26 protein-coding genes are annotated in these 25811 nt (G+C 65.7%); 14 read left to right on the top strand and 12 right to left on the bottom strand.

The annotated features are described in order from the left end of the window. Positions 1 to 272: 272 nt before the first annotated feature. The 5 genes from mtnA to ligA all read right to left on the bottom strand — a co-directional run bounded on the left by mtnA (position 273) and on the right by ligA (position 6213). On the bottom strand, positions 273 to 1337 hold the full coding sequence (mtnA, locus tag WKB25_RS06705) for an S-methyl-5-thioribose-1-phosphate isomerase (RefSeq protein ID WP_099820757.1): 1065 nt from the start codon (positions 1335 to 1337) through the stop codon (positions 273 to 275). Positions 1338 to 1383: 46 nt separating this feature from the next. Next, positions 1384 to 2115 carry a DUF3011 domain-containing protein gene (locus tag WKB25_RS06700; protein WP_340569800.1) on the bottom strand — a complete coding sequence of 244 codons (732 nt, stop codon included), beginning with the start codon at positions 2113 to 2115 and terminating at the stop codon, positions 1384 to 1386. 137 nt (positions 2116 to 2252) lie between these two features. Further along, a complete protein-coding gene (gene epmA, locus WKB25_RS06695; protein ID WP_340569557.1) occupies positions 2253 to 3209 on the bottom strand; it encodes an EF-P lysine aminoacylase EpmA in 957 nt (318 codons plus the stop codon). Further along, positions 3206 to 3691, bottom strand: coding sequence for a GNAT family N-acetyltransferase (locus tag WKB25_RS06690; protein WP_025876917.1), 486 nt, complete (start codon positions 3689 to 3691; stop codon positions 3206 to 3208). The genes epmA and WKB25_RS06690 overlap by 4 nt, the downstream gene beginning before the upstream one ends. 50 nt (positions 3692 to 3741) lie before the next feature. Then, a complete protein-coding gene (ligA, locus tag WKB25_RS06685) occupies positions 3742 to 6213 on the bottom strand; it encodes an NAD-dependent DNA ligase LigA (protein WP_340569799.1) in 2472 nt (823 codons plus the stop codon). Between the two features lie 182 nt (positions 6214 to 6395). Between ligA and WKB25_RS06680 the strand changes: the two genes are divergently transcribed. After that, entirely contained in the window at positions 6396 to 7520 is a 1125-nt protein-coding gene (locus WKB25_RS06680; protein WP_340569556.1) for a pyridoxal phosphate-dependent aminotransferase, read from the top strand. Positions 7521 to 7672: 152 nt separating this feature from the next. Here WKB25_RS06680 and zipA read toward each other — a convergent pair whose 3' ends face one another. Together zipA and smc are read right to left on the bottom strand one after the other, a co-directional pair. After that, on the bottom strand, positions 7673 to 8410 hold the full coding sequence (gene zipA / locus WKB25_RS06675; protein WP_340569555.1) for a cell division protein ZipA: 738 nt from the start codon (positions 8408 to 8410) through the stop codon (positions 7673 to 7675). 46 nt (positions 8411 to 8456) lie between these two features. Beyond that, the gene (gene smc / locus WKB25_RS06670) at positions 8457 to 11960 is read right to left on the bottom strand and encodes a chromosome segregation protein SMC (protein ID WP_340569554.1); all 3504 of its coding nucleotides are present in this window, start codon (positions 11958 to 11960) and stop codon (positions 8457 to 8459) included. 322 nt (positions 11961 to 12282) lie between these two features. On the opposite strand from smc, the gene WKB25_RS06665 reads away from it, so the two are divergent. Then, positions 12283 to 12891 (top strand): DUF1963 domain-containing protein, encoded by a 609-nt coding sequence (locus WKB25_RS06665; protein WP_340569552.1) that lies wholly within the window; start codon positions 12283 to 12285, stop codon positions 12889 to 12891. Between the two features lie 9 nt (positions 12892 to 12900). Continuing rightward, a complete protein-coding gene (locus tag WKB25_RS06660; protein ID WP_340569551.1) occupies positions 12901 to 13335 on the top strand; it encodes a hypothetical protein in 435 nt (144 codons plus the stop codon). 127 nt (positions 13336 to 13462) lie between these two features. On the opposite strand, the gene rplI is transcribed toward WKB25_RS06660, so the two are convergent. The 5 genes from rplI to WKB25_RS06635 form a co-directional block, all read right to left on the bottom strand. Continuing rightward, positions 13463 to 13915, bottom strand: coding sequence for a 50S ribosomal protein L9 (rplI, locus tag WKB25_RS06655; protein WP_099820764.1), 453 nt, complete (start codon positions 13913 to 13915; stop codon positions 13463 to 13465). Between the two features lie 105 nt (positions 13916 to 14020). Further along, positions 14021 to 14251 carry a 30S ribosomal protein S18 gene (gene rpsR, locus WKB25_RS06650; RefSeq protein WP_002804494.1) on the bottom strand — a complete coding sequence of 77 codons (231 nt, stop codon included), beginning with the start codon at positions 14249 to 14251 and terminating at the stop codon, positions 14021 to 14023. An 11-nt stretch (positions 14252 to 14262) separates the two neighbouring features. Next, a complete protein-coding gene (rpsF, locus tag WKB25_RS06645; RefSeq protein WP_025876882.1) occupies positions 14263 to 14700 on the bottom strand; it encodes a 30S ribosomal protein S6 in 438 nt (145 codons plus the stop codon). A gap of 212 nt (positions 14701 to 14912) precedes the next feature. After that, the gene (locus tag WKB25_RS06640) at positions 14913 to 15458 is read right to left on the bottom strand and encodes a CbrC family protein (protein WP_340569550.1); all 546 of its coding nucleotides are present in this window, start codon (positions 15456 to 15458) and stop codon (positions 14913 to 14915) included. Positions 15459 to 15781: 323 nt separating this feature from the next. Continuing rightward, positions 15782 to 16120, bottom strand: a complete 339-nt coding sequence (locus tag WKB25_RS06635; RefSeq protein WP_340569549.1) for an iron-sulfur cluster assembly accessory protein — start codon at positions 16118 to 16120, stop codon at positions 15782 to 15784. A 130-nt stretch (positions 16121 to 16250) separates the two neighbouring features. Between WKB25_RS06635 and asnS the strand changes: the two genes are divergently transcribed. The 11 genes from asnS (at position 16251) to WKB25_RS06580 (ending at position 25811) form a co-directional block, all read left to right on the top strand. Then, positions 16251 to 17645, top strand: a complete 1395-nt coding sequence (gene asnS / locus WKB25_RS06630) for an asparagine--tRNA ligase (RefSeq protein ID WP_340569547.1) — start codon at positions 16251 to 16253, stop codon at positions 17643 to 17645. Between the two features lie 33 nt (positions 17646 to 17678). Continuing rightward, positions 17679 to 17978, top strand: a complete 300-nt coding sequence (locus WKB25_RS06625) for a hypothetical protein (protein WP_340569545.1) — start codon at positions 17679 to 17681, stop codon at positions 17976 to 17978. 7 nt (positions 17979 to 17985) lie between these two features. Further along, positions 17986 to 18300: a hypothetical protein gene (locus WKB25_RS06620; RefSeq protein WP_025876872.1), complete on the top strand. Its 315-nt coding sequence runs from the start codon at positions 17986 to 17988 to the stop codon at positions 18298 to 18300. Positions 18301 to 18309: 9 nt separating this feature from the next. Continuing rightward, the gene (locus tag WKB25_RS06615) at positions 18310 to 18948 is read left to right on the top strand and encodes an FMN-binding negative transcriptional regulator (RefSeq protein ID WP_340569544.1); all 639 of its coding nucleotides are present in this window, start codon (positions 18310 to 18312) and stop codon (positions 18946 to 18948) included. Positions 18949 to 19022: 74 nt separating this feature from the next. Continuing rightward, positions 19023 to 19685, top strand: a complete 663-nt coding sequence (gene can, locus WKB25_RS06610; protein WP_089236107.1) for a carbonate dehydratase — start codon at positions 19023 to 19025, stop codon at positions 19683 to 19685. Between the two features lie 23 nt (positions 19686 to 19708). Beyond that, a complete protein-coding gene (locus WKB25_RS06605) occupies positions 19709 to 20233 on the top strand; it encodes a 3-hydroxyanthranilate 3,4-dioxygenase (protein WP_340569542.1) in 525 nt (174 codons plus the stop codon). A 160-nt stretch (positions 20234 to 20393) separates the two neighbouring features. Continuing rightward, positions 20394 to 21668, top strand: a complete 1275-nt coding sequence (gene kynU, locus WKB25_RS06600) for a kynureninase (protein ID WP_340569541.1) — start codon at positions 20394 to 20396, stop codon at positions 21666 to 21668. Positions 21669 to 21697: 29 nt separating this feature from the next. Beyond that, positions 21698 to 23065, top strand: coding sequence for an NAD(P)/FAD-dependent oxidoreductase (locus tag WKB25_RS06595; RefSeq protein ID WP_340569539.1), 1368 nt, complete (start codon positions 21698 to 21700; stop codon positions 23063 to 23065). Further along, positions 23065 to 24504, top strand: a complete 1440-nt coding sequence (gene sbcB / locus WKB25_RS06590) for an exodeoxyribonuclease I (RefSeq protein ID WP_340569537.1) — start codon at positions 23065 to 23067, stop codon at positions 24502 to 24504. The genes WKB25_RS06595 and sbcB overlap by 1 nt, the downstream gene beginning before the upstream one ends. Beyond that, the gene (locus WKB25_RS06585) at positions 24501 to 25187 is read left to right on the top strand and encodes a DUF2461 domain-containing protein (RefSeq protein WP_340569536.1); all 687 of its coding nucleotides are present in this window, start codon (positions 24501 to 24503) and stop codon (positions 25185 to 25187) included. The genes sbcB and WKB25_RS06585 overlap by 4 nt, the downstream gene beginning before the upstream one ends. Before the next feature lie 72 nt (positions 25188 to 25259). Then, positions 25260 to 25811 carry a DUF2939 domain-containing protein gene (locus WKB25_RS06580; protein WP_340569535.1) on the top strand — a complete coding sequence of 184 codons (552 nt, stop codon included), beginning with the start codon at positions 25260 to 25262 and terminating at the stop codon, positions 25809 to 25811.

Below are 25811 nucleotides of genomic sequence, written 5' to 3'. Positions count from 1 at the left end.
TCCGTTGTCTGGTAGCGGTCCAGTCCGGCGCATCCACCCGGGGGCGGTCGTGCCGGAACCTCGATTCAACCTCTGGATACTACCACAACAGGCTGTTTTCCGCCTCCCTTTACAGGGATTTTACCGGCACAAATCAGGAACTTAGGGGGGGTGCTGCCGGCCAGCGGCCGGCATTACCGGGGGACGCAGGTCGGTAGATCCACGCCATGCGTGGATGGGACCCGCCAAGGGTCAGCACCCCTCGTGCGAAAAAGGATCCGCCCCTGCCTGGGTCAACCGCCGAAGGCGGCGCGCATGTTCTCCGCGGTCGGGTTCAGGATCACTCCCCGCTCGGTCACGATGGCATCGATCAACTCGCCCGGGGTGACATCGAACACCGGGTTCCAGGCGGCGATGCCCTCGGCCACGGTGCGGGTGCCGCCCACGCCGTACAGTTCGCCCGGATCACGCTGCTCGATCTCGATCTGGCTGCCGTCCACGGTATCCATGTCCACCGTCGAGGACGGCGCCACCACCATGAACTTCACCCCGTGGTGGCGGGCCGCGATGGCCAGCTGGTAGGTGCCGATCTTGTTGGCGGTATCGCCGTTGGCGCAGATCCGGTCGGCGCCGACGATCACCCACTGCACGGCACCGGTCTTCATCAGGTGCGAGGCGGCCGAGTCGGCAATCAGCGTCGCGTCGATGCCGTCCTGCTGCAGCTCCCACACGGTCAGGCGCGCACCCTGCAGCCACGGCCGGGTCTCGCCGGCAAACACCCGGGCAATGCGATCCTGGGCCATGCCGGCGCGGATCACGCCCAGCGCCGTACCGAAGCCGGCGGTGGCCAGCGAACCGGTATTGCAATGGGTCAACACGCCGCTGCCGGCCTCGATCAGGCCGGCACCGAGGGCGCCCATATGGCGGTTGGCGGCCAGGTCCTCTTCAGCGATGGCCTGTGCCTCCGCCTCCAGCAGCGCCTTCCAGTCGGCACCGGCAGCACCCAGGCAACGTCGCATGCGTGCCAGCGCCCAGGCCAGGTTCACCGCGGTCGGGCGTGAGGCGTTCAGCCGCTGCAGCGCCGGTTCCAGCTGCTGCAGGGCGTGCGCGCCGTCGGCGGCCTGCACATCACGTGCGGCCAGCACCACACCCCAGGCGGCAGCGATGCCGATGGCCGGCGCGCCGCGCACGGTCAGGGCGTGGATGGCAGCGGCCACCTCATCGCTGTCATGGCAGGCCACATGCTCGACCACGAACGGCAGCTTGCGCTGGTCAAGCAGTTGCAGGGTATCGCCGGTCCACAGGATCGGGCGGATGTGGTCGTAGCGGGCGTAGTCGAGGTCGGTGGCAGTGTTCATGGGCCCATTGTAGGGCCACGCCACGCGCGGATGGATCCTGTCCGGATCAGTTCACCGAGAATTCGGCGCGGCAGCCGCCGTCGACCCAGATGCCATTGCGGTTCCAGCCCCAGGTATTTCCTTCCTCGCACGGGGTGCTGGAAAGCTGGTTGGAGATGGTGGCGCTGGTGGAGATGCTGGCGCCACAGAAGCGGCGCTTCTTGGACTTGGATTCGCAGGTCAGCCGGCGCGGCATGTCGACGAAACGGCCCTGTTCGTCGGCCACCTCGAAGTCACCCTGGCAACCGCGGGTGGTCCATACCTCATTGCGCTTGTAGCCCCAGCCCTGCCCTTCCCGGCACGGCAGCACCGACAGCTGCCGCAGCAGCCGCACTGGCGCACCATCCAGGCGTACCGGACAACTCTGCGGGCGACCGTTGGACTCACAGCGCACGACCCGTCGCACCAGGCGCTTGCGACCCTCGGCCGAGGGCGCAGCACCATTCTCTGCACGGCGCGCGCGGAATTCGGCGCGGCAGCCCAGGGTCACCCACACGCCACTGCGGTCGGTGCCCCACTCGCTGCCACGGATGCAGCTGTTGCTGGACAACTGGCGGATCAGGTCGACGCCGTTGCTGACGTCGATATCACAGTGCACCCAGCCCATGTCGCGGGATTCGCAGGTCACCACTTCGGTGTCATAGCCAAGCGACTGCGCCGATGCGGTCGACGGAAGCAGGCCACCCCATATCGCCACGGAGTACATCGGTGCCGCTACGACCGCAAACCACTTGACCAAAGCCTTCCCCATGAATGGATGAACCACGACGCAAGTGTGCGGTATCGGCTGTGATAAGAGCATCATCGTGCTTGCTGAATCAAGCGCGACAAAGCGCGTTTTCGTTCAGCCTGCCAGGACCATGGGAAATCGTCGGGTCATGCGTGGGCGAAATCGAATGCAAGTACATCTGCAATGCGCGGTGTACGGTGCATCGCCATCAACAGGCGATCGATGCCAACGGCAACGCCGGCACAGTCGGGCATCAAAGGCAGTGCATGCAGCAACGCTTCATCCAATGCGGGCTGTACCTGTCCGCGGGCGTGGCGACGCTGCAGGTCATGCTGAAAACGCGCGCGTTGTTCAGCCGCATCATTCAGTTCGTGATAACCGTTGGCCAGTTCCACCGCGCCCAGGTACAGCTCGAAACGTTCGGCCAACGGCGGTGTGCCGGCGCGGATGCGCGCCAGTGCCGCCTGGCTGGCGGGCCAGTCGTGGACGACGGTCATGACCGCGTCATCGAAATGCGGTTGGATACGGTGGGTCATCAACAGATCCAGCCAGTCATCGCGGGTCAGGCCCAGCGGATCGATGTGCACCTCGCCCAGCGCGGCGCGCAGCGCTGCCTCATCAGCATCGAACGGGTCCACGCCTGCGTGCTGCTGGAACAGTTCGCGATAGCTCAGCACACGCAACGTCGCGCTGCGCCCCACCAGCGCCAGCGCCTGCCCCACCAGTTCAGCGGTTTCCTGCAGCAGGCGATGATGGTCCCAGCCAACCCGATACCACTCCAGCATGGTGAACTCGGGATTGTGGCGGCCGCCCGCTTCACCGTTGCGGAACACCCGGCCCAACTCATAGCAGTCGCCCACGCCGGCAGCGAGCAGTCGCTTGAGCGGAAACTCCGGCGAGGTGCGCAGCCAGCGGCGGCGACCGCCCGCATCGACGTGACCGCTGAAATCGGTGTGGAAGCTGTCGATGTTCGGCTCGGTGTTGCCCGCCACCGACAGGATCGGCGTCTCCACCTCCAGCACGCCACGCTCAGCGAAGAAGCGCCGCACCAATGCATTGAGGGTGGCGCGCTGTTGCAGGCTGCGCAGCAGTGCCTCGCTCACAGGATGCCCTCCGGGCGCGGATGGTCCAGCGGCAGGGTCAGCAGATCGCGGGTGTCGTCGATGTAGCCACTCGCCAGGTACAGGCGACGCGCCAGTTCGTTGTGATGGTTGACCTCCAGCCGCAGCCGGCTGACCCCGCGCCCCCGCGCGCGCTGTTCGCAGATGGCCAGTGCCCGCTTGCCACGGCCACGGCCACGCGCGCGATGGCTGAGATAGAGCTCGTCCAGCAGCATGAAATGGCCGCCCTGCTCCAGGCTGAAGCCCATCGCGATCACCGCATAGCCAACGACAGCTGCGGCCTCGTCCAGCCACAGCAGCACTTCGCCGTTGCGCGGATCGGCCAGCAGCGCATCGACACCACGGCGCACGCGCGCATCGTCGAATTCGATCTTGTCTTCGGCGTAGAAATCGCGCATCAGCGCGATCAGCAGTTCCTCGTCGGCACGGGTGGCCAGGCGGAAATCCAGCGGAGCAGTCTGCATCAGTGTTCTCTGCGGTTACGTGCCGGGCGCCTGCGCCCCCGGCCGGTTCATCATTCGTGTTCGGCCAGGTAGGCCAGCAGGCGCTCTTCATCCCACACCGGAACGCCCAGCGATTGCGCCTTGTCCAGCTTGGAACCGGCCTCGGTGCCGGCCACCACGAAACTGGTCTTCTTCGACACGCTGCCGGATACCTTGGCGCCCAGCCCCTCCAGGCGCTCCTTGGCGGTATCGCGATTGAGCTGGGCCAGCGTTCCGGTCAGAACCACCGTCTGCCCGTCCAGTGGGCCGGCAACCACTTCAGCCAGGGCCGGCGCACTGGCCAGGATGTGTTTCATCTCCACTTCGGCTGCCAGCAACATCGCGCCATGGCCCTCGCTGTCCAGCCAGTCGGCGACGCCGCGCGCGGTGTCATCGGGCAGGCCGGCGTTGACGAACTGGCCGTGCTCGGCGTCCAGCACCAATTGTGCGCTGGGCAGTGCTGCGACCAGCTTCTCGGCACGCAGGCGGGTGATGCCGGGAATCTCCGCTTCAACCAGCAGTTGGGCGAGGTCAAGACCTTCGCGCAGCTTTGCGCTCGGCGGATGCACGTCGCTGATGCGTACCTGACCCACCTGCAGCAGTGCATCGATGGCCTGCTGGTTGCCCTCCTGTTCGAAGAAGTGGCCCAGCGAGCGCGCCACCTCGCCACCGATATCCGGCACGCGCTTGAACAGCGGCCACGGCAGACGGCGGATCAACGCCAGATCGCCAAACCACTGTGCCAGCGCCTTGGCGGTGCTCTCGCCAACGTGCTCGATGCCCAGTGCGAACAGCACTCGCTCCAGCGTCGCATCACGGCTGGCGTCGATCGCAGCAATCAGGTTGTCAGCCCACTTGGTGGCGATCTTCTTCGTGTTCCATTCGAAGGCTGCCGGCTGCGCCAATGCCTGTGCGCGCCATCGCGCATCGTTGCCATCCAGCTTCAACACGGCGTTGAGCACCGCGCCGCTGCCTTCGGCCGGCAGGTGCAGTTTCAGGCTGGCTGCGAGTGCGGAAGGCTCTTCAGCATCCAGCACCAGCTTCAGGTGCAGCAGCTGGTCACGGGTGAGGCGGTACAGATCGGCCACGCTCTTGACGATGCCAGCGTCAACCAGGGTTTCGATGTACTTGTCGCCAAGGCCGTCGATATCCATCGCACGTCGGGAGGCGAAGTGGGCGATGGCTTCCTTGCGCTGTGCCGGGCAGGACAGCTCGCCCGAGCAGCGCCAGGCAGCAGCGCCTTCCTCGCGCACGATCTCCGAGCCGCATACCGGGCAGTTGGTCGGCATCTGCCAGGGCGTGGTGCCCGCAGGGCGGCGATCGAGGATGACGCTGACCACTTCCGGGATCACATCGCCAGCACGGCGCACGATCACGCTGTCGCCCACGCGCACGTCCAGCCGCGCGATCTGGTCAGCGTTGTGCAGGGTGGCGTTGGAGACGATCACCCCAGCCACCGCGACCGGCGCAAGACGTGCCACCGGGGTGGCAGCACCGGTGCGGCCGATCTGGATTTCGATGGCCTCCAGCGTGGTGCTCTGTTCCTGCGCCGGGAACTTGTGCGCGATGGCCCAGCGCGGTGCACGCGAAACGAAACCCATGGTCTGCTGGCCGGCGCGATCATCGAGCTTGTAGACCACACCATCGATATCGAATGCCAGGCTGTCGCGACGCTCGCCGATGTCCCGGTAGTACGCCAACAGGCCGTCACTGCCCTCCACCACCTTGCACAGGTCGCTGACCGGGAAGCCCCATTCGCGCAGCTGTGCCAGCGTGCCCGAATGCGTATCGGGCAACTCACCGCCCTGCACGTCACCGGTACCGTAGGTGAAGAAACTGAGCCTGCGTTGCGCGCTGATCTTTGGGTCAAGCTGGCGCAGCGAACCGGCGGCGGCGTTGCGCGGATTGGCCAGCACCTTGCCACCGTGCAGGCGCGCGCGCTCGTTGTAGGCCTCGAAGTCGGCGCGGGCCATGTAGACCTCACCACGCACCTCCAGCACATCCGGCCAGTCCTTGCCTTTCAGTCGCTTGGGGATGTCGCCGATCTCGCGCAGGTTGGCGGTCACGTCCTCGCCGGTGCTGCCATCGCCACGGGTGGCGCCCAGCACGAAATGGCCGTCCTCGTAGCGCAGGCTGATCGCCAGGCCGTCCATCTTCGGTTCGGCTGAAAAATGCAGGGTGCCGCGGCGCAGACGCTCATCAATGCGGCGCACGAAGTCGGCGACTTCCTCATCGCTGAAGGCATTCGACAGTGACAGCATCGGCACCGCATGGGTGACTTCGGCGAAGCGTCCCGAGGGGCGGGCGCCCACCTGCTGGGTCGGGCTGTCGGCACGGGCAAGATCAGGATGCTCGCGCTCCAGCACCTCCAGCTCACGCACCAAGCGGTCATAGTCGACGTCGGGGATCTCCGGCGCATCCAGCTCGTGATAGGCGCGGTTGGCCTGGGCGATCTGCCGGCGCAGGTCTTCGGCACGTTCGGCGGGGCTGGGGCTCATCGGAATCCGCGGGTTCTGGGATGGCCGGGAATTCTACCGCGCCTGCGCGTCAGGCCCTGTCTGTAGCGTCGAGCCAGGTTCAACGGGCGGCGAACAGCAGTCGAGCGTGGCATCGGCTCTACGCAACCGCTTGCCGGCAATCACTGCCAGCGCTAGCGTGCGTCGGTCGCCCTTCCGGAACCGCCTCCGTGACCTTGCCTGCCTCCCGTCGCCACTTCCTGCAACTGGCCGGCGCCGGCCTCGCCCTTGCCGGCAGCGGCCTGCCCCGGTCGGCCCAGGCACAGCCGGCGACCGTTGCCCCGCCAAACGCCGATGCGGGCGCGGTGCTGCTGAACTTCAACGAATGCCCCTATGGCCCCTCGCCCGCCGCCCAGCAGGCGGCGCGCGACAGCATCGCCGGCTGCGGGCGTTACCGCTTCGCCCTGGCCGGTGAGGTGCGTGACGCCTTCATCGCCCAGGCCGGCATTCCCGCCGACCATGTGCGCCTGTATCCGGGCTCCAGCGAACCGCTGAACCGTGCGGCGACACTGTGGACCGGCCTGCAAGCGGGCCTGGTGGTGGCCGACCCGACCTTCGAGACGCTGGGCGAGATGGCTGCCGCGCGCGGCGCCCAGGTGCAGAAGGTGCCGCTGCGCGGCGATGGCGCGCACGACCTGCGCGCGATGGTGGCCGCTGCCCACGCGCGACCGACCGGCCTGCTGTACGTGTGCAATCCCAACAACCCCACCGGCTCGATCAGTCCCGCCGACGAGCTGGCCTGGCTGCTGGCCAACAAGCCCGCCGGCACCCGCGTGCTGCTGGACGAGGCCTATCTGCAGTACAGCGAACAGCCCAGCCTGATTGCACAGGTGGCGCGGCGCGATGACCTGATCGTGCTGCGCACCTTCTCCAAGCTGTACGGCATGGCCGGCCTGCGTCTTGGCGTGGCTGCAGCACATCCGGAGCGCCTGCGCGAGCTGGCCAGCCTGGGCGAGAACCCGCTGCCGGTGCCCGCACTTGCAGCGGCACTGGCCAGCCTGCGTGACCCGCAGTTGATCCCGCAGCGTCGCCTGCAGAATGCCGAGGTCCGGCAGGCCACCATCGCCTGGCTGGGCAAGCGTGGCTTCAACTGCCTGCCGACCGAAGCGAACTGCTTCATGGTGGATGTGCAGCGTGACGGCGCTGCCTTCGCCAAGGCGATGGCGGACAACGGCGTGGTGATCGGCCGCAGCTGGCCGATCTGGCCGCAGCGCGTGCGCGTGACCGTGGGCACCGAAGACGAGATGGCGCGCTTCCGCAGCGCGTTCGCGAAGGTGGCGGGCGTGCCGGCCTGACCCTGTTGGTGGGGGCGAACCTTGGTTCGCCCCATCCACGCATGGCGTGGATCTACTACCGGCAGAACCTGAGTGCCCCCATCCACGCATGGCGTGGATCTACTGGTCTGGTGGGTGCCGACCGTTGGTCGGCACGCCAGGACCTGCTGCGCTTACCAGCGCGGGGTCTTTGTCAGCGGCGGGGCCTGGTGCTGGCGGTCATAGGCGCGCAGCTCATCACGGATGTGGGCGATGCGTTGGCGACCGAGCGCGTTGCGGCCGTCATCCAGTACCACGCCATCCAGCAGCTCGGCCATGCGCTGCACGGTCGGCAGCATCTTCTCCCAGGCATCCAGCGCGGTCAGCGGCGCCGGCAGGGTCAGGAAGAAGGCGATGGCCGGGGTTTCCATGGCGCGGATGTTACCCATGTCGAAGCTGCCCGGCTTCATGATGCTGGCCATCGAGAAGATCGGGCCGCGTTCGGGATGGCCCTCGACCAGCCGGTGGAAGACATTCATATGGCCAAACACCAGGCCGGTCTTTTCCGCTGCCACGACGATGTCTTCGCCACGCAGTTGTTCGCCGGCGCGGGCGGCCACGAACAATGAAACGATCTTGTCGAAATCCTGGGTCGCGCGCTTGCCCAGGTCGCTGGCCGCGCCATCGACGTCGGGCAATCCCAGTTCGGCCTGCTCGACCGTCTCGCCCATGCCAGGCTCGGCGCGGGCGTCGGCCACGGGCACGCCATCCTCGCCCAGCACCGGCTCACGGCGCTCGCCGCTGGTCGGCTCGGCGCTATCGAGGCGACGGCCCTGGGGCTTCTTCTTGGGACGGCCAAACAGGAAGATCGCAGCGACCAACAGCAGGCCGGCGGCCAGGATGCCGATGCGCAACAGTGCCGTGTCGGACATTCGTTAGGTTCTCCGGCTAGTTCATTCAGGTAACTAGGATGGCACGTCAGGCCGCGCCCGCCAATCGCGCGGCTTCTTCCAGGTCCACGCTGACCAGGCGGCTGACGCCCGGTTCGCGCATCGTCACGCCCGACAACTGGTGTGCCGCTTCCATCGTGGCCTTGTTGTGGCTGACGAACAGGAACTGCACCTTCTCGCTCATTTCCTTGACCATGTTGGCCAGGCGGCCGACGTTGGCTTCATCCAGCGGCGCGTCCACCTCGTCCAGCAGGCAGAATGGCGCCGGGTTGAGCTGGAAGATCGCAAACACCAGCGCCACGGCGGTCATCGCCTTTTCGCCACCGGACAGCAGCGAGATGCTCGAGACCCGCTTGCCCGGGGGGCGCGCCATGATGGTCACACCGGTGTCGAGAAGGTCTTCGCCGGTCAGTTCCAGGTAGGCGTGGCCGCCGCCGAACAGGCGCGGATACAGGGCCTGCACACCGGCATTGACCCGATCAAAGGTGTCCTTGAAACGGCCACGGGTCTCGCGGTCGATCTTGCGGATCGCATCTTCCAGGGTCTCCAGCGCCGTGGTCAGATCCACGTGCTGGGCGTCCAGATACTCCGAGCGCTGCGAGGCTTCGCCATATTCGTGGATCGCAGCCAGATTGACCGGCTCCAGCCGGCGCATGCGGCCATCGATCTGGTGCACGGCTTGTTCCCAGTCACCCAGGCGCGCCTCTTCGGGCAGCGTATTGATCACATCCTGCAGTACGAAACCGGCCTTCTCCACTGCGCCCTGCAGGGTTTCGGCACTGAGCACCAATGCCTGCTGGTCCAGCTTGCGCTGCGAAATACGCTCGCGCTGGGACAACGCCTGCTCGTCGCGCTGGTGGCGGGTCTGCTCGTAATTGCGCAGCTCGGCGTCGATGCCATCCAGCAGCGTGCGCGCCTCGGTCAGCACGCGATCGGCACGCACACGCTCTTCCAACGCGTTCTGGTGCTCTGCCTGCAGCGACTCGACCGGTGTATCGCCTTCGTCCAGCTGCGAATGCAGTTCGCCAAGGCGCGAATCCAGCTGGCCACGCTGGGTACTCATGCGTTCCAGCGCCTGGCTCAACGACGCCACCTGGGCGCGCTGCGATTCCAGGGTCAGCGCCAACGCGTGCGAACGCTCGCGCACCGCACGGGCGGCGTCGCGGGCCAGATCGCGCGCCTCGGTCAACTGACGGCGTTCGCCCTCCAGGGCCTGCCGGTTCGACTCCAGGTCGCCCATGCTGTTGACCGCATTCTCCAGCCGCGAACGCGCTTCACGCGCCTGCTCGCGATTGATGTCCAGGGTCTCCAGCAACTGGCGGAGCTCGCCTTCGATACGGTCGATGCGCGTACGCGCCGCCTCGACCTTGCCCTGCTGGCCCTGCAGCTGGCCGGCCAGTTCGGACACCGCACGGTGTGCCATGTACAGCGCCCGCTGCGCATCCTCGCGCTGCTGTTCGGCCGCCAACAGGTGCTCACGGAAATCGGCCAGCTGTTCTTCCAGTTCGGCTTCGCGCGACTGCAGCTGCTCGATCTGCTCGCGCAGTTCATTGATTTCGCGTTCGCGCAGCAGCGCGCCCTGCTTGGCGGCGCCGGAGCGCGATACGCGCACCCAGCCCTCGCCCAGACGCTCACCGCCCTGAGTGATGATGGAATCGCCCTCAGGCAGGTTGGCCTGCAGCGCATTGGCTTCGGCCAGGTCGCGCGCGCCGTGCAGACGCGCCAGCAGGCGACGGATCGGCGCCGGGCCACGCACACGTGCAGCCAGCGAGGTCGGTGCGACCTTCAGATCCGCGCCGTCATTGGCGACCAGCGCGATGCGGCCTTCGCCCAGCTCGCCCAACGCATCGACCAGGCTGGCCGGGTCGTCGACCAGCACGCCTTCGATCAACTGACCGAGGGCGCTTTCCACTGCGTTTTCCCAGCCGGCATCGACATCCAGGCGCTCACCCACGCGTGCGGCCGAATCCAGGCCACGCGACTTCAGCCAGGCCACCGCCGCGCCCTGCTCCTGGCCGAGTGCGGCCTGCTGCAGGGTTTCCAGCGAGGACAGGCGCCCCCGCAGACCATTGACCTGCTTGCGCAGTTCGGCCAGTTCGTTCTGGCCGTTGCGCTGCTGCTCCTGCACGGCGGCGACACCGTGCTTGCGCTCCTCGACCTGTTCGGTCAGTTCATCAAGCGCGGTCTTCTGCGTGTCGTGCTGCAGGTGCAGTTGTTCGAAGACTTCATCCAGCGCATCCACGTCAAGGCCTGCGCGCTCGGCCGCCAGCGCTTCGCGGCGACGATCGGCGTCAAGGATCTGCTTGTCCAGGTAGTCCACGCGGGTGCGCTCGACCTCGCCGGCGCGCGAGGCTTCCGAGCTCTGCGACGTGTGCTGCTCCCAACGCTGCTGCCAATCGGACAACCGCGCTTCCGCCTCGCGCAGGCCTTCCTGCTTGATCTCATTCTCTTCCTGCAGCGCTTCCAGCTGCGGGGTGGCCGCATCAACCGCTTCGCGCAGCACCATCAGCTTGGCTTCGTCACCACTGATGTGCTGGCCCAGTTCGGCCAGTGCCTGGCGGGTTTCATCGCGTGCCTTGTGCAGGCGCTGCGACAGTTCGCGCTGGTGCTGGATCTGCTGTTCGAGACGGGCCAGCGTGCTGCCCACCTGGTAGACCTCGGCCTGCGCGGCGTTGAGAGCGTCGGCGGCCTCCTCGCGGCGCACACGCGAGGTCTCGATCCGCGCCTCTGCGTCACGCTGGTCGGCAATCAGCTGCTGAAGCTTGGTTTCTTCCTGAGACAGGCCCTCGCGCAGCTTGGACAGGCGACCGTCCAGGCCGCGGTACTCCAACGCCTTCCACTCGGCGTCCTTGACCCGGCGCTCTTCCTGCAGCGCCTGGTACTGCTCGGCCTGTTTCGCCTGCCGCTTGAGGTGTTCGAGCTGCTTGGTGATTTCCTCGCGCAGGTCGCCAAGACGGTCCAGGTTCTCGCGGGTGTGGCGGATGCGCGTCTCGGTTTCCTTGCGGCGCTCCTTGTACTTGGAGATGCCGGCGGCCTCCTCCAGGTACACGCGCAGGTCTTCCGGACGCGCCTCGATGATCTGGCTGATCATGCCCTGCTCGATGATCGAGTAGCTGCGCGGGCCCAGGCCGGTGCCGAGGAACAGGTCGGTGATATCGCGGCGGCGGCATTTGGTGCCGTTGAGGTAGTAGTTGCTGCTGCCGTCACGGCTGACGGTGCGCTTGACCGAGATCTCGTTGAACGAGGCGTACTCGCCGGAAATCGTGTGGTCGGAGTTGTCGAAGATCAGCTCGACGGTGGCCTGCGAGACCGGCTTGCGGGCATTGGAACCGGAGAAGATCACGTCGGTAAGCGAGTCACCCCGCAGGCGGCTGGCCGAGCTCTCGCCCATGACCCAGCGCACCGCGTCGATGATGTTCGACTTGCCGCAGCCATTGGGGCCCACCACGCCGGTCATGTTGGTCGGCAGGTGCAGGGTGGTCGGATCGACGAAGGACTTGAAGCCGGACAGCTTGATCGTGGAAAGACGCATGGCGTGATTGGGTTCCGGGCAAGGGCCTTACGGCCGCCACCATAGTGGATGTCAGGTCAGCCAGCACCTCAAGCCATTGATTTCAAAAGAATTCAACAAGGCCAAGGGTGACGCAATGGAATGAGTATAGCGGGGCCAATGTTCCACGGGCGGGATGACGGGCGGGATGACGGGCGGGGAAAGCATCTAGCCGCCACCCGCTTTACGTCGAGATGTCGCTTTAAGGCCACACATATGCCTACCGTTTCAATCAAATAATTGATTCATATGGATATTTTTCAAAAGTCTCGCCGACCAACGGTCGGGGCGGCAATATTGGCGGATGAATAGAGCTAGCCAGCCCTTCTATCGAGAGCTGAGGTTTGAGAATCCCGGCCAGGCTTTGGATCTCGCTTTCCTGGGCGGTAGTCCGTACCTCTCTGTCGGCTCTGCATGGCCCTGCGAGACCAGCGGCAAGGCGATGCTTCATCTTGCAAGCCTCCCTGCATCGTTCATCCAAACGCACGTTCCGCAGGTCAACATCAAAGCGAATCTCTGCATATCGATTTTCACGCCCTATGACGTTCGGGACGATGCCTATATCGAGACTGCATTGCAGGCTGGCGGGCGGGTCATCGCCCATCTGCCGAGCGACCACAGCGTATCCAGCGCCAAGCACGCATTTACCCCACGCCTGATCAACACTGAGGCAATTCCCGCCCCGGACAGCGCCGATAACGGAATCGCCAAGATTGGGGGCATCCCTGCATGGCTTCAGGAACACAGCGCTGAAGGAGAGGAGTTCATTCTCCAGATCAACAGTTCCCGCTTGAACCGGGCAGCGCCGACGCATCGAGGAATTCTTGTCGGTGGGATGGGCTATCTGTTGCTTGATCGCAACATTCCCTCACCTTCGACAGACTGCGGACGATTCGTCATTCAGACGACTTGAGCAAGCCCAATGCAGATAAAGATCAGCGGCCAGTATGGCGATCCCCAGTCAGGAAACCTCTTCTTCCCACTTCAGCAGCGACTGAATACCTGCTTCGAGCACCATGTAACGGGGAACTACTTCCAAACCATCACAAGCCTGGCTATAGGCCTTCGCGTCTCCGGAAAGATCCAGGACTTCGAATCAGAGGGGCCTGAACGATTGAAGCTGTTCCTCAAGAAGCATCGGATGACGATGGATCTGGTCTACGCCCGCCAGCCGTGGGAAACGCGCAGCAGAACCATCCTCGCGCCTGTCGTGTCACACGATATCGCCTGTTGCCTCGGCATGATGGTCGAACGAGCGCGTCGCGCAGGAGAACTCCTCCAGCACGATCAATTACGAACCGATGTTGCCAATGCGCTCGCAGATTTTGAACGCCACTTCCTGCAAGTCGCTTCGTAGCAAGGGCTGGTACTGCAAGGCAACCAGTCGAGCATGGCTCGACTCTACATACCCGGCCATCGCCCAAAACAAAACGGGCACCCTTGCGGGCGCCCGTTCTGGTGATACCAGGCCTTGCGGCGTGGGATCAGGCCTTTTCGGCTTCAACCACGACCTTGACGGTGGTCTCGACGTCCGCGTGCAGGTGCACCAGGACTTCGTACTCGCCAATGTTGCGGAAGGCGCCTTCGCCCAGGATGACTTCGCTCTTGCTCAGCGGCAGGCCAGCAGCGGTGAAGGCATCGGCGATTTCGCGGGCGCCGACCGAGCCGTACAGCTTGCCTTCGGTCGAAGCGTTGGCGGCGACGGTCACGCTCGCGCCTTCCAGCTTGGCCTTGCGGGCTTCAGCGTCGGCGTGGATGGACTGGGCCTTGGCTTCGTATTCAGCGCGCTTGGCTTCGAACTCGGCCTTGTTGCTCTCGGTGGCCGGAACGGCCTTGCCCTGCGGCACGAGGAAGTTACGGCCGTAGCCCGGCTTCACGTCGACCAGGTCGCCCAGGTTGCCGAGGTTGGTGACTTTCTGCAGGAGGATCAGCTGCATGGTATTGCTCCAGATAAGTTATTCGTTAGCGAGGCGCGTGCCCCGCAACAAAGGCTGTCCGAATAGCTGGCACAGCGGGGGCAGCGCGAAGCTGCCCCGCTGGCATCAGACGTCGTGGTTGTCGGTGTACGGAATCAGGGCCAGGAAGCGAGCGCGCTTGACGGCGGTCGCCAGCTGACGCTGGTACTTCGACTTGGTACCGGTGACGCGGCTCGGCACGATCTTGCCGTTCTCGGTCAGGTACTGGCGCAGGGTGTTGAGATCCTTGTAGTCGATCTCCTTGACACCTTCGGCCGTGAACTTGCAGAACTTGCGGCGACGGAAGAACTTGGACATGTCAGTGCTCCTTAGGCGGCCGAAGCGGCGTCGTCGCCGGCATCGTTGTCAGCGGCGGGGGTGGTTTCGCCTTCTTCGTCATCACGACGACGACGCTCACCACGCTCGGGCTTGTCGCCCTTCTCATCCTTGCTCTTCATGATCAGCGACTGCTCGGTGTCAGCCTCGTCACGCTTGATGACCAGGTTGCGCAGCACGGCGTCGTTGAAGCGGAAGCTCTCGGTCAGTTCGGTCAGAACAGCCTGGTCGACTTCGATGTTCAGCAGCACGTAGTGCGCCTTCACCAGGTTCTGGATCGGGTACGCCAGCTGGCGGCGGCCCCAGTCTTCCAGACGGTGGATGGTGCCGTTGCCGTTCTCGACCAGCGACTTGTAGCGCTCGATCATGGCCGGGACCTGCTCGCTCTGGTCCGGATGGACCATGAACACGATTTCGTAATGACGACTCATGTTTTTCTACCTTTCGGATGTGGCCTTGCGGCCGGACAGCCCCCCGCCGTTGATACCGCGGTGGGGCAAGGGATCCTGCCAGAGAGGCAGGAAGCCGCGCATTATGGCGCAGATGGGGGGCGTGAACAAGGCGCTGACCTTCAGGGGCCAACGAGGGGCCGCAGGCAGCGCCCCGGAATCCAACCAATCTCCTTGAAATTCAACAACCTGAACTACGCCAGATCAACATGAAGCCGGTGCTGGCCGCACTGCAGGCACCGGAACAGGCAACCGACCATCTGCCCCTCGCGTGTCAGGTGCCGCAGCACCCAGTCGGCATCACGCGGGTTGACCGCTGCCACGTCGGGCCGGACCTCCTCCAGGATCGGCGCCAGGTCATCGCGGCCGGCATAGCCCAGGAACGCACAGGGAGTATTGCAGTGGGTCAGCCAGACCGGCTGCTGCCAGGAGAAGTAACCCGGGGTACGCTCGCAGATCTCCAGCAACTGCTCGCGGGGAATGGTCGGTGGCGGATCGGCCGGGTCCGGCGACACGCCCTCGATGTCGCTCCAGCCGATGAAATCGCCCTGGAAACGCTCAACCGCTCGGCCATCGGCAATGCACCAGGGACACAGATAGTCCGGCGCATCGCCGGCACAATAGAACGTGCACAGGTAGCGCAGCGCCCGCGGCTCGCCACAGCAATCGCAGACACCCGCCACCTCCTCGAAGGAGATCGCGTAGGCGTTGGGAGAATAAGCAAAAACCGGTCGTTCCATCCGTGGATCCTCTGCGCTAACGTCCAGCCATGGACCGCCTCACACGAATCCGAGACTGGATCAACCGCGACAATGGTCGCCTGTTCCGTGTGGGCAACGGCCCGATCAGCGGCGCTACGGCCCTGGGCTTTCTGAGCTTGGTGGCGGCACTGCTGATGCATCTTCTGCACGACGCCACAGGGCTGCCAGGCGCCTTTGCAGCGACCGGCCTGATGACAGGCGGGGCGTCGTTGGCCTGGGCTGCCTGGCGCAACCGTCGGTGACCAAGGCCAGAGCGCCGCAACGTCCGTGCCGACCAAGGTCAGCCCCCACCCAAGCGGGGCTCAGGCCTTGTCGGCGTCGGTGGTGAAGCTCTCGCCGCAGCCACACTCGGCGGTGGCATTCGGGTTGCTGAACGTGAAGGTCTCGCTCAGGCCGTGCTTGCCGAAGTCGATCACGGTGCCATCCACCAGGGCCAGGCTCTTGGCGTCGACGTAGATCTTCACCCCGTCCTGGTCGAACACGGTGTCGTCCGGGCGCTCGTCGCGGGCCAGGTCGGTGATGTGGCCCCAGCCGGAGCAGCCGGTCTTGGTCACGCCAAAGCGCAGGCCCAGCGCGCCGGGGGTCTGGGCGACGAAGCGCTGCACGCGCTCGAAGGCAATAGGGGTCAGGCTGACAGCCATGGTGGATCACTCCAGAGGTACCGGGACATTATAGGGAGCCGATGACCGCAGAAATGCCTCGCAAGCAGAACGCTGCAACCGGTAAACTCCCGTGTTCAGAGATCGAGTCGATCAGCAGAGGATTCAAGTCATGACGGTGGTCAGCGTTGAACATGCGCTTGCCGGGAAGATCCCGGAAGGTGGCGAAGTCACGGTACGCGGTTGGGTGCGCACGGTGCGCGGTTCAGCAAATCTGGCTTTCGTGAATGTGACCGACGGCTCCTGCTTCGCCCCGATCCAGGTCGTGGCCGGTGACGCGCTGGCCAACTTCGACGAGATCAAGCGCCTGACCACCGGCTGCTCGCTGGTGGCCACCGGCACTTTGGTGAAGTCGCAGGGCAAGGGCCAGTCGTTCGAGATCCAGGCCAGCGCGGTCGAGGTGGTCGGCTGGGTCGAAGACCCGCTCACCTACCCGATCCAGCCCAAGCCGATGACGCCGGAGTTCCTGCGTGAAGTGGCGCACCTGCGCCCGCGCACCAACCTGTTCGGCGCAGTCACCCGCATCCGCAACTGCCTGGCCCAGGCCGTGCACCGTTTCTTCCACGAGAACGGCTTCAACTGGATCAGCACCCCGATCATCACCACCTCCGACGCCGAAGGTGCCGGCCAGATGTTCCGCGTGTCCACCCTGGACATGGTGAACCTGCCGCGTGACGCCCAGGGCGGGATCGACTTCAGCCGCGATTTCTTCGGCAAGGAGACCTTCCTGACCGTGTCCGGCCAGCTGAACGTCGAGGCTTACTGCCTGGCGCTGAGCAAGGTGTACACCTTCGGCCCGACCTTCCGCGCCGAGAACAGCCACACCACCCGCCATCTGGCGGAGTTCTGGATGATCGAGCCGGAAATCGCCTTCGCCGACCTGGCAGAAGACGCACGCCTGGCCGAAGAATTCCTGAAGTACCTGTTCCGCGCGGTGCTCAACGAGCGCGGCGACGACCTGGCCTTCATCGCCGAGCGCGTGGACAAGAACGCGATCACCAAGCTGGAAGACTTCATCAACGCGCCGTTCGAGCGCATCGATTACACCGATGCGGTCAGCCTGCTGCAGAAATCGGGCCGGAAGTTCGACTTCCCGGTCGAATGGGGCCTGGACCTGCAGACCGAGCACGAGCGCTGGCTGACCGAGGAACACGTCGGCCGCCCGGTGGTGGTGACCAACTACCCCGAGCACATCAAGGCCTTCTACATGCGTCTGAACGATGACGGCAGGACCGTCGCCGCGATGGACGTGCTGGCTCCGGGCATCGGCGAGATCATCGGCGGCAGCCAGCGCGAAGAGCGTCTGGATGTGCTGGATGCACGCATGGCGCAGTTCGGCCTGGATCGCGAGCATTACAGCTGGTACCGCGATTTCCGCCGCTACGGTTCGGTGCCGCATGCCGGTTTCGGCCTCGGCTTCGAGCGCCTGGTGGTCTACGTCTGCGGCCTGTCCAACATCCGCGATGCGATCCCCTACCCGCGCGCCCCGGGCAGCGCGGACTTCTAAGCCCACACGCACGACCACGGAGGTACTGCCCCCATGACCCTGTTCTTCGCCCTGTGTTTCGTCGGCGTTGCAGTGGCCGGGTTCAGTGCCTTCGTGATTTTCTGGCCGCTGACCCTGGTGCATGTGCGCGATCGCCATCCGGCGCTGGCGCAACGCTTCGGCAGTGGCGCCTTCCTCAGGCCCGATGCGCTGGGCTGGCTGCTGCGGCGCGAATACCGCACCCAGCCGGACCGCTCGCTGTCCGGGCTGGCAACGCCCGCCTGGGTATCGCTGCTGACCCTGCTGGCCGGACTGGGCATGGCTGCCCTGCTCTGGCTGGCCTCGCTCTGGTAAGACACACATGAACGACCTTTCCCACGTCCGCGACAGCTGGTGGCTGGCCAGCCTCGGCAACACCCTGATCTGGGCACGCCTGCGCATCCGCGAAGCCGGCACCGCCGAAGTGCTGGACAGCGATGGCAATACGCTGAGCTACGACAGCGAGGACACCGCCCGCTCGCAACTGTTCGACGCCGAGTTCGTCGAGTACGACGGCCTGGATGAAGAAGATGCGTTGGTGCGCGGCTTCTCGCTGCATGAAGTGCAGCCACCGCAGGCAGGCAGCGACGAAGGCCTGCGCGGGCGCATGGTGCAGTCACTCGGCAGCCGCGCCTGAGGCCAACCGATGTTCACCCCGCGCGCTTTCGCCGAGACCGACCTGCTGTGGCTGGATCGCCTGTTGGCGCGCGATCCATTCGTCACCGTGCTCACCGCCGGTGGCGATGGCCTGCCGGAACTGACCCGGTTGCCGGTGCTGTACCAGCGCGACGGCGACCACATCGAGCTGCGCGGCCACTGGGCCCGTGCCAACCCGCAGGCACGCCACAACGGTGCGGCCAAGGTGCTGGTGGACGGGCCGCATGGCTATGTCTCGGCCAGCTGGTACCCGGACAAGGAACCTGCCGCGCGGGTGCCTACCTGGAACTACGCCGCCGCCGAGCTGCGCGGCCAGCTGCAGCCCTTCGACGAGACCGATGCCCTCGCCCAGCTGGTCAGCGATATCAGCAACCACTTCGAGGCCAGCGTCGGCCAGGCGTGGAAGTTCGAACCCGAGCGCGACGACCACCGGCGCCAGCTGCGCGGCATCGTCGGCTTCCGCTTCACCGTGGAACAGGTGCAGCTGAAGCTGAAGCTGAGCCAGAACCACCCCGAGGCCAACCAGCAGGCGGCGATCGCCGAACTGGAACGCCTGGACACCCCTCATTCCACCGAACTGGCGCAGTGGATGCGCCGGTATCGCGACGAAGCCGCCGCAGGCAGCTGAGCGCTCTGTTTCCCGCGACGACGCGACCAGAACGGCCGCGCCTTGCCCCCACCTGACGTCAGGGACATCCGAACATGAAAGACATCCACAAGCTGCTGCAGAACAACCGCGAATGGGCTGACCGGATCGAGAAGGAAGATCCGGACTTCTTCCATCAGCTGGCCAAGCAGCAGCATCCGGAATACCTGTGGATCGGCTGCTCCGACTCGCGCGTGCCAGCCAACCAGATCATCGGCATGGCCCCGGGTGAGGTGTTCGTGCATCGCAACGTGGCCAACGTCGTGGTGCACACCGACCTGAACTGCCTCAGCGTGATCCAGTACGCCGTGGACCAGCTGAAGGTGAAGCACATCCTGATCGTCGGCCACTACGGCTGCGGCGGCGTGCACGCCAGCTTGAACAACACGCGGGTGGGCCTGGCCGACAACTGGCTGCGCCATGTCGGTGACGTGGCACAGAAGCACGCGGCGATCATGGATGCGATCGAGGAGCCGGAGCTGAAGCATGCACGCCTGTGCGAACTGAACGTTATCGAGCAGGTGGTCAACGCCTGCCGCTCGACAATCGTGCAGGACGCCTGGGCACGCGGCCAGAAGCTGATGGTGCACGGCTGGGTGTACAGCCTGAAGGATGGCCGCGTGCGCGAAATGGGTATCGACGTGGGCGCACCGGAAGACCTGCAGCCTGCGTATGAGAAGGCCCTGTCCTACGTTCCGCGCCGCGGCCGCCGCGACTGACCCTCCCTCCCACGGACACTCCCATGCTTGCCTCCCCCATCAATCTGCTGGGCTGGATCGAGGAAAACCGGCATCTGTTGAAGCCGCCGGTCGGCAACAGGATGATCGACAACGGCGATTTCATCGTGATGGTGGTCGGCGGGCCGAACAGCCGCACCGATTTCCACTACGACGAAGGCCCGGAGTGGTTTTACCAGCTGGAAGGCGAGATGGTGCTGAAGGTGCAGGAGGATGGCGCGGTGCGCGATATTCCGATCCGTGCCGGCGAAATCTTCCTGCTGCCGGGCAAGGTGCCGCACTCACCGCGGCGCCCACCCGGCGGCGTCGGCCTGGTGGTGGAACGCAAGCGCCTGCCGCATGAGCGCGACGGCGTGATCTGGCATTGCGAGCGCTGCAACCACAAGCTGTACGAAGAGTACTTCACGCTGCAGAACATCGAGACCGACCTGCCGAAGGTGTTCGCGCGCTACCAGGCCAGCCTGGAACTACGCACCTGCAGCGAATGTGGCCACGTGGATCCGTTGCCGGTGCCAGCCCGGGCTGGCTGACAATCCGCCCTTGTAGAGCCGAGCCCATGCTCGGCTGTGGGCCCACGTAGCCGAGCATGGGCTCGGCTCTACAGGCTTGGCGGCATGCATGCATCCCCGCCACCGGCTACGCCATGCCAGGCGCTACACTGGCAGCCCCGTTGCAGCCTGTTGCCCGACCATGTCCGACCTGCTCAGCCGCACCCACGCCATTGCCCTTGATGCCGCCGATCCGCTGCGGCCGCTGCGGCAGGAATTCCTGATTCCGCGCCACGGTGGTGGTGAGCAGACCTACTTCGTCGGCAACTCGCTGGGCCTGCAACCGCGCGGCGCGCAGGCGGCGGTGCAGGAAGTGATGAAGCAATGGGGCGAACTGGCGGTGGAAGGCCACTTCACCGGGCCGACCCAATGGCTGTCGTACCACCGCCTGGTCAGCGCACAGCTGGCTCGCGTGGTCGGTGCGCTGCCCAGCGAAGTGGTGGCGATGAACACGCTGAGCGTGAACCTGCACCTGATGATGGTCAGCTTCTACCGGCCCACGGCCGAACGCCCGGTGATCCTGATGGAAGCCGGCGCGTTCCCGACCGACCGCCATGCGGTGGAGGCGCAGATCCGCTTCCATGGCTTCGACCCGGCCGACTGCCTGGTGGAAGTGCAGCCGGATGAAACCAACGGCACGATCTCGATGGCCGCGATCGAACGCGCGATCGCCACGCACGGTCCGCGCCTGGCGCTGGTGCTGTGGCCTGGCGTGCAGTACCGCAGCGGCCAGGCCTTCGACCTGGATGCGATCACCCGCGCAGCACGCCTGCAGGGCGCACGCATCGGCTTCGACCTGGCGCACTCGGTCGGCAACCTGCCGCTGCACCTGCATGACGTCGCCCCGGACTTCGCCGTGTGGTGTCACTACAAGTACCTCAACAGCGGCCCGGGCGCCGTGGCCGGTGCGTTCGTGCACGAGCGCCATCATCGCGACACCACGCTGCCGCGCTTTGCCGGCTGGTGGGGCCACGACGAAGCCACCCGTTTCCAGATGGCACCGCAGTTCCAGCCTGCGGTCGGTGCCGAGGGCTGGCAGCTGAGCAATCCGCCGATCCTTGGCCTGGCGCCGCTGCGTGCATCGCTGGACCTGTTCGAACGCGCCGGCATGGAATCGCTGCGCAGCAAGTCGCTGGCGCTGACCGGCATGCTCGACGCACTGGTACGCGCGCGCCTGCCGCAGGTTCTGGAGATCGTCACCCCGGCCGAGCCGGAGCGCCGCGGCTGCCAGCTGTCGCTGCGGGTGATCGGCGGCCGCGAGCGCGGACGCGCCCTGTTCGAGCATCTGCGCGCCATCGGCGTGCTGGGTGACTGGCGCGAACCGGACGTGATCCGCATCTCGCCCACTCCGCTCTACAACCGCTACCTCGACGTGCACCACTTCGTCGAGGAAGTGGAAGCCTGGGCCGGCCTGTAAGCCGCCCTCCCCTACTGCTGGACAGTTCGTTGATCGCACATGCATCCCGCTCGCTGAGCATTGTCGGCGCCGGCCTCGCCGGCTCCCTGCTGGCCATCCTGCTGTCACGGCAGGGCTGGCGCATCACTCTGTACGAACGCCGTGGCGATCCGCGCATCGCCGATTACGAAAGCGGTCGCTCGATCAACCTGGCCCTGGCCGAGCGCGGACGCAACGCGTTGCGCCAGGCCGGCGTGGAAGATGAAGTGATGGCGCGTGCGGTGATGATGCGCGGGCGCATGGTGCATCCGCGCGAAGGCGGGCCGCAACTGCAGCGTTATGGCCGCGACGACAGCGAAGTGATCTGGTCGATCCATCGCAGTGACCTGAACACCACGCTGCTGGAACTGGCCGAGCAGGCCGGTGCCACCGTGCATTTCCACCGCCGCCTGCACACCGTCGATTTCGATGCCGGCTACGCGCGCTTCATCGATGATCGTGACGACAGCCCGCACGATATCCGCTTCGATACGCTGGTGGGTGCCGACGGCGCCGGCTCGGCGCTGCGTGCGGCGATGAACCGGCGCGAACCGCTGGGCGAGGACATTGCCTTCCTCGACCATTCCTACAAGGAACTGGAGATCCCGCCTACCGACGATGGCGGCTTCCGTATCGAGCGCAATGCGCTGCACATCTGGCCGCGCGGCCACTACATGTGCATCGCCCTGCCCAATCACGAGGGCACGTTCACCGTCACCCTGTTCCTGCCCAACCAGGGCGATCCGAGCTTCGCCACGGTCACTACCGGCGCCCAGGCTGAAGCACTGTTCGCGCGCGAGTTCGCCGATGCCCTGCCGCTGATTCCCAACCTGCGCGCAGACTGGGAGCAGCATCCGCCGGGCCTGCTCGGCACGCTCACCCTGGAACGCTGGCACCAGCAGGACCGCGCCGTGCTGATCGGTGATGCCGCGCATGCCATGGTGCCGTTCCACGGCCAGGGCATGAACTGCGCGTTCGAGGACTGCGTGGCACTGGCCCGCCATCTGATGGAGGCGGACGACCTGCAGAGCGCGTTCGCCGCATTCGAAGCCGAGCGCAAGCCGAACGCGCGTGCGATCCAGCAGATGGCGCTGGAGAACTATCTGGAGATGCGTGACAGGGTGGCCGATCCGGCCTTCCTGCTGCAGCGTGAACTGGAGCAGGAACTGCAGCGGCGCTGGCCGACGCGCTTCGTGCCGCACTACACGATGGTGACCTTCCTGCACACGCCCTATGCCGAGGCACTGCGCCGCACCGACCTCCAGCGCGAGATGCTGATCGCCGCCACCGCAGGCCACGATACCCTGGACAACATCGACTGGAACGCACTGGAGGCGCAGATCCATGCGCGGCTGCCGGTGCTGGAGGGCGCACACTGATGGCCGACAGCTTCCTGTTCTACGACCTGGAAACCTTCGGCCAGGATCCGCGTCGCACCCGTATCTCCCAGTACGCGGCAATCCGTACCGACAGCGATCTCAACGAGATCGACACGCCGGTCAGCTTCTTCGTGCGCCCGGCCGATGATCTGCTGCCCTCGCCGATGGCAACGATGGTCACCGGCATCACCCCGCAGCAGGCGCTGGCCGAAGGCATCAGCGAAGCCGAAGCATTCGATCGCATCAACGAGCAGCTCTCGCGCCCCGGCACCTGCGCGCTGGGCTACAACACACTGCGCTTCGACGACGAGTTCATCCGCTACGGCCTGTTCCGCAACTTCCACGACCCGTACGAACGCGAGTGGCGCAACGGCAATTCGCGCTGGGACCTGCTGGACATGCTGCGGCTGATGCATGCCATCCGCCCGGATGGCATCCACTGGCCCAAGCGCGAGGACGGTGCCACCTCGTTCAAGCTCGAACACCTGGCCGAGGCCAATGGCGTGCGCGAAGGCGATGCCCACGAAGCACTGTCGGACGTGCGCGCGACGATCGGCATGGCGCGCCTGTTCAAGCAGTCGCAGCCGCGCCTGTGGGACTACGCATTGAAGCTGCGCGACAAGCGTTTCGTCGGCAGCCTGCTCGACATCACCGCTTTGAAGCCGGTGCTGCATATCTCCATGCGCTACCCGGCCAGCCGCCTGTGCGCCGCGCCGGTGCTGCCGCTGGCGGTACATCCGACCATCAACAACCGGGTGATCGTGTTCGACCTCGACGGCGACATCGATGACCTGCTGGAACTGCCCGCCGAAGTGATCGCCCAGCGCCTGTACCTGCGCGCCAGCGAACTGCCCGAAGGCGTCGCCCGGGTGCCGTTGAAGGAAGTGCACCTGAACAAGGTGCCGGCACTGGTGGCCTGGAACCACCTGCGCGCCGATGACCACGCACGACTCGGGCTGGACGTAGCAGCGATCGAAGCCAAGGCCGAACGCCTGCGCGCGTTCGCGCCGCAGTTGGCCGAGAAGGCGCGCCAGGTCTATAACCAGCCGCGCGCGGCGAGCGTTTCCGATGTGGATGCATCGCTGTACGACGGCTTCCTCGGCGCCGGCGACAAGCCGCTGCTGGCACTGGCACGGACCACGCCACCGGAACAGCTGGCAGCACTGGAAGGCCGCTTCCGCGACCCGCGGCTGCCCGAGCTGTTGTTCCGCTACCGCGCCCGCAATCATCCCGGCAGCCTCGCACCGGAAGAACGCGAGCGCTGGAATGCCTATCGCCGCCAGCGCCTGTTCGGCGAGGAAGGCCTGGGCGAACTCAATCTGGTCCAGTACCAGCAGCAGCTCGACGCGCTGGCGGCCGAGGCACCCGACGACGTTCGCCGCGCCACGCTGCTGCAATCGCTGCGTGACTGGGGCCAGCACCTGCAGGAGGACCTGTGAGCACCTATTTCTCCGATGCCAGTTTCAAGTTCCTGCGCAGCCTGGCGCTGCACAACGACAAGACCTGGTTCAACGACCATCGCCAGCAGTACGAAGACCACGTGCGGCAGCCGTTCCTGCGCCTGCTGGGCGACCTGCAGCCGGCGCTGACCGAGGTGAGCGGACACTTCCGCGCAGACACCCGTGGCGTGGGCGGCTCGTTGTTCCGCATTCACCGCGATGCGCGTTTCTCCCATGACAAGTCGCCGTACAAAACCTGGCAGGGCGCGCGCCTGTTCCATGAGCGCCGCCGCGAAGTGGCCGCGCCCTCGTTCTACGTGCACCTGCAGCCGGGCGAGAGCTTCGTCGGTGCTGGGCTGTGGCATCCCGAGCCGGAAACCCAGCGCCGCGTCCGCCACTTCATCCTCGACAACCCCGGCAGCTGGAAGGCAGCCGCGCATGCACCGGCGCTGCGCAAGCGTTTCGACTTCGAGGAAACCGAGAAGCTGGTGCGTCCACCGCGTGGCTTCCCGGCCGACTTCGAATTCATCGATGACCTCAAGCATCGCAATTGGGTGATGTGGCGTTCGCTGGATGATGCCACGATGACCGGCCCGCGCCTGCTGTCCACGCTCGGCAAGGACCTGGCGGCGTTGGGGCCGTTCGTCGACTACCTGTGCGCCGCGCTGGATCTGGAGTTCTGAACGGCGCCGGGGCCATCACAGGCATCACCCGTCGTTCACCACCAGCACCCCCACTTGCGGCAGGCTGTACACATGAAGAAGCTCATTGGCATCCTCGTTCTGCTGATCGTCGTGGTAGCGGGCTGGTGGTTCGGCGGCCCTTACCTGACCGTGCATGGCCTGTCCAAGGCCATCGAACAACGCGACACCGCGCGCCTGGAACGCTACGTGGATTTCCCCCGCGTGCGCACCAGCCTGCGCGCCCAGCTCAATGATTACCTGGTGCGCCAGGCCGGGCCCGAGGTAGCTGCCAGTCCTTTTGGCGCGCTGCTGTACGGGTTGGGTGACCAGTTGGGCGGCGCCGCGGTGGAAACCATGGTCACCCCCACCGGCATCGGCGCGATGCTTCAGGGCCACGTGCTGTGGAAGCGCGGCCGCAATGAACTGCAGGGGGGCGATGCCTTCGGCACGACCGAACCGGCGCGCCCATTGAAGAACGCCGAACACCACTTCGAAGCGCTGGACCGCTTCGTGGTCGACGTCGATCGCGGCCCCGGCCAGTCACCGTTGAAGGTAGTGCTGGAACCGCAGGGCCTGCGCTGGAAGGTGGTGGACCTGCAGTTGGGGATGTCGGGAAGCCCGTAG

The organism is Stenotrophomonas sp. G106K1 (assembly GCF_037969685.1).
Classification (GTDB): domain Bacteria; phylum Pseudomonadota; class Gammaproteobacteria; order Xanthomonadales; family Xanthomonadaceae; genus Stenotrophomonas; species Stenotrophomonas lactitubi.
This window is presented reverse-complemented; position numbering and strand designations above follow the sequence as displayed.

Excerpts from the sequence above, each read along its gene's own strand:
- mtnA (WP_099820757.1), bottom strand. The coding sequence starts at position 1,337 with ATGAACACTGCCACCGACCTCGACTACGCCCGCTACGACCACATCCGC.
- WKB25_RS06690 (WP_025876917.1), bottom strand. The coding sequence starts at position 3,691 with ATGCAGACTGCTCCGCTGGATTTCCGCCTGGCCACCCGTGCCGACGAG.
- zipA (WP_340569555.1), bottom strand. The coding sequence starts at position 8,410 with ATGTCCGACACGGCACTGTTGCGCATCGGCATCCTGGCCGCCGGCCTG.
- smc (WP_340569554.1), bottom strand. The coding sequence starts at position 11,960 with ATGCGTCTTTCCACGATCAAGCTGTCCGGCTTCAAGTCCTTCGTCGAT.
- WKB25_RS06665 (WP_340569552.1), top strand. The coding sequence starts at position 12,283 with ATGAATAGAGCTAGCCAGCCCTTCTATCGAGAGCTGAGGTTTGAGAAT.
- WKB25_RS06660 (WP_340569551.1), top strand. The coding sequence starts at position 12,901 with ATGCAGATAAAGATCAGCGGCCAGTATGGCGATCCCCAGTCAGGAAAC.
- rplI (WP_099820764.1), bottom strand. The coding sequence starts at position 13,915 with ATGCAGCTGATCCTCCTGCAGAAAGTCACCAACCTCGGCAACCTGGGC.
- rpsR (WP_002804494.1), bottom strand. The coding sequence starts at position 14,251 with ATGTCCAAGTTCTTCCGTCGCCGCAAGTTCTGCAAGTTCACGGCCGAA.
- rpsF (WP_025876882.1), bottom strand. The coding sequence starts at position 14,700 with ATGAGTCGTCATTACGAAATCGTGTTCATGGTCCATCCGGACCAGAGC.
- WKB25_RS06640 (WP_340569550.1), bottom strand. The coding sequence starts at position 15,458 with ATGGAACGACCGGTTTTTGCTTATTCTCCCAACGCCTACGCGATCTCC.
- WKB25_RS06635 (WP_340569549.1), bottom strand. The coding sequence starts at position 16,120 with ATGGCTGTCAGCCTGACCCCTATTGCCTTCGAGCGCGTGCAGCGCTTC.
- asnS (WP_340569547.1), top strand. The coding sequence starts at position 16,251 with ATGACGGTGGTCAGCGTTGAACATGCGCTTGCCGGGAAGATCCCGGAA.
- WKB25_RS06625 (WP_340569545.1), top strand. The coding sequence starts at position 17,679 with ATGACCCTGTTCTTCGCCCTGTGTTTCGTCGGCGTTGCAGTGGCCGGG.
- WKB25_RS06620 (WP_025876872.1), top strand. The coding sequence starts at position 17,986 with ATGAACGACCTTTCCCACGTCCGCGACAGCTGGTGGCTGGCCAGCCTC.
- WKB25_RS06615 (WP_340569544.1), top strand. The coding sequence starts at position 18,310 with ATGTTCACCCCGCGCGCTTTCGCCGAGACCGACCTGCTGTGGCTGGAT.
- can (WP_089236107.1), top strand. The coding sequence starts at position 19,023 with ATGAAAGACATCCACAAGCTGCTGCAGAACAACCGCGAATGGGCTGAC.
- WKB25_RS06605 (WP_340569542.1), top strand. The coding sequence starts at position 19,709 with ATGCTTGCCTCCCCCATCAATCTGCTGGGCTGGATCGAGGAAAACCGG.
- kynU (WP_340569541.1), top strand. The coding sequence starts at position 20,394 with ATGTCCGACCTGCTCAGCCGCACCCACGCCATTGCCCTTGATGCCGCC.
- sbcB (WP_340569537.1), top strand. The coding sequence starts at position 23,065 with ATGGCCGACAGCTTCCTGTTCTACGACCTGGAAACCTTCGGCCAGGAT.
- WKB25_RS06580 (WP_340569535.1), top strand. The coding sequence starts at position 25,260 with ATGAAGAAGCTCATTGGCATCCTCGTTCTGCTGATCGTCGTGGTAGCG.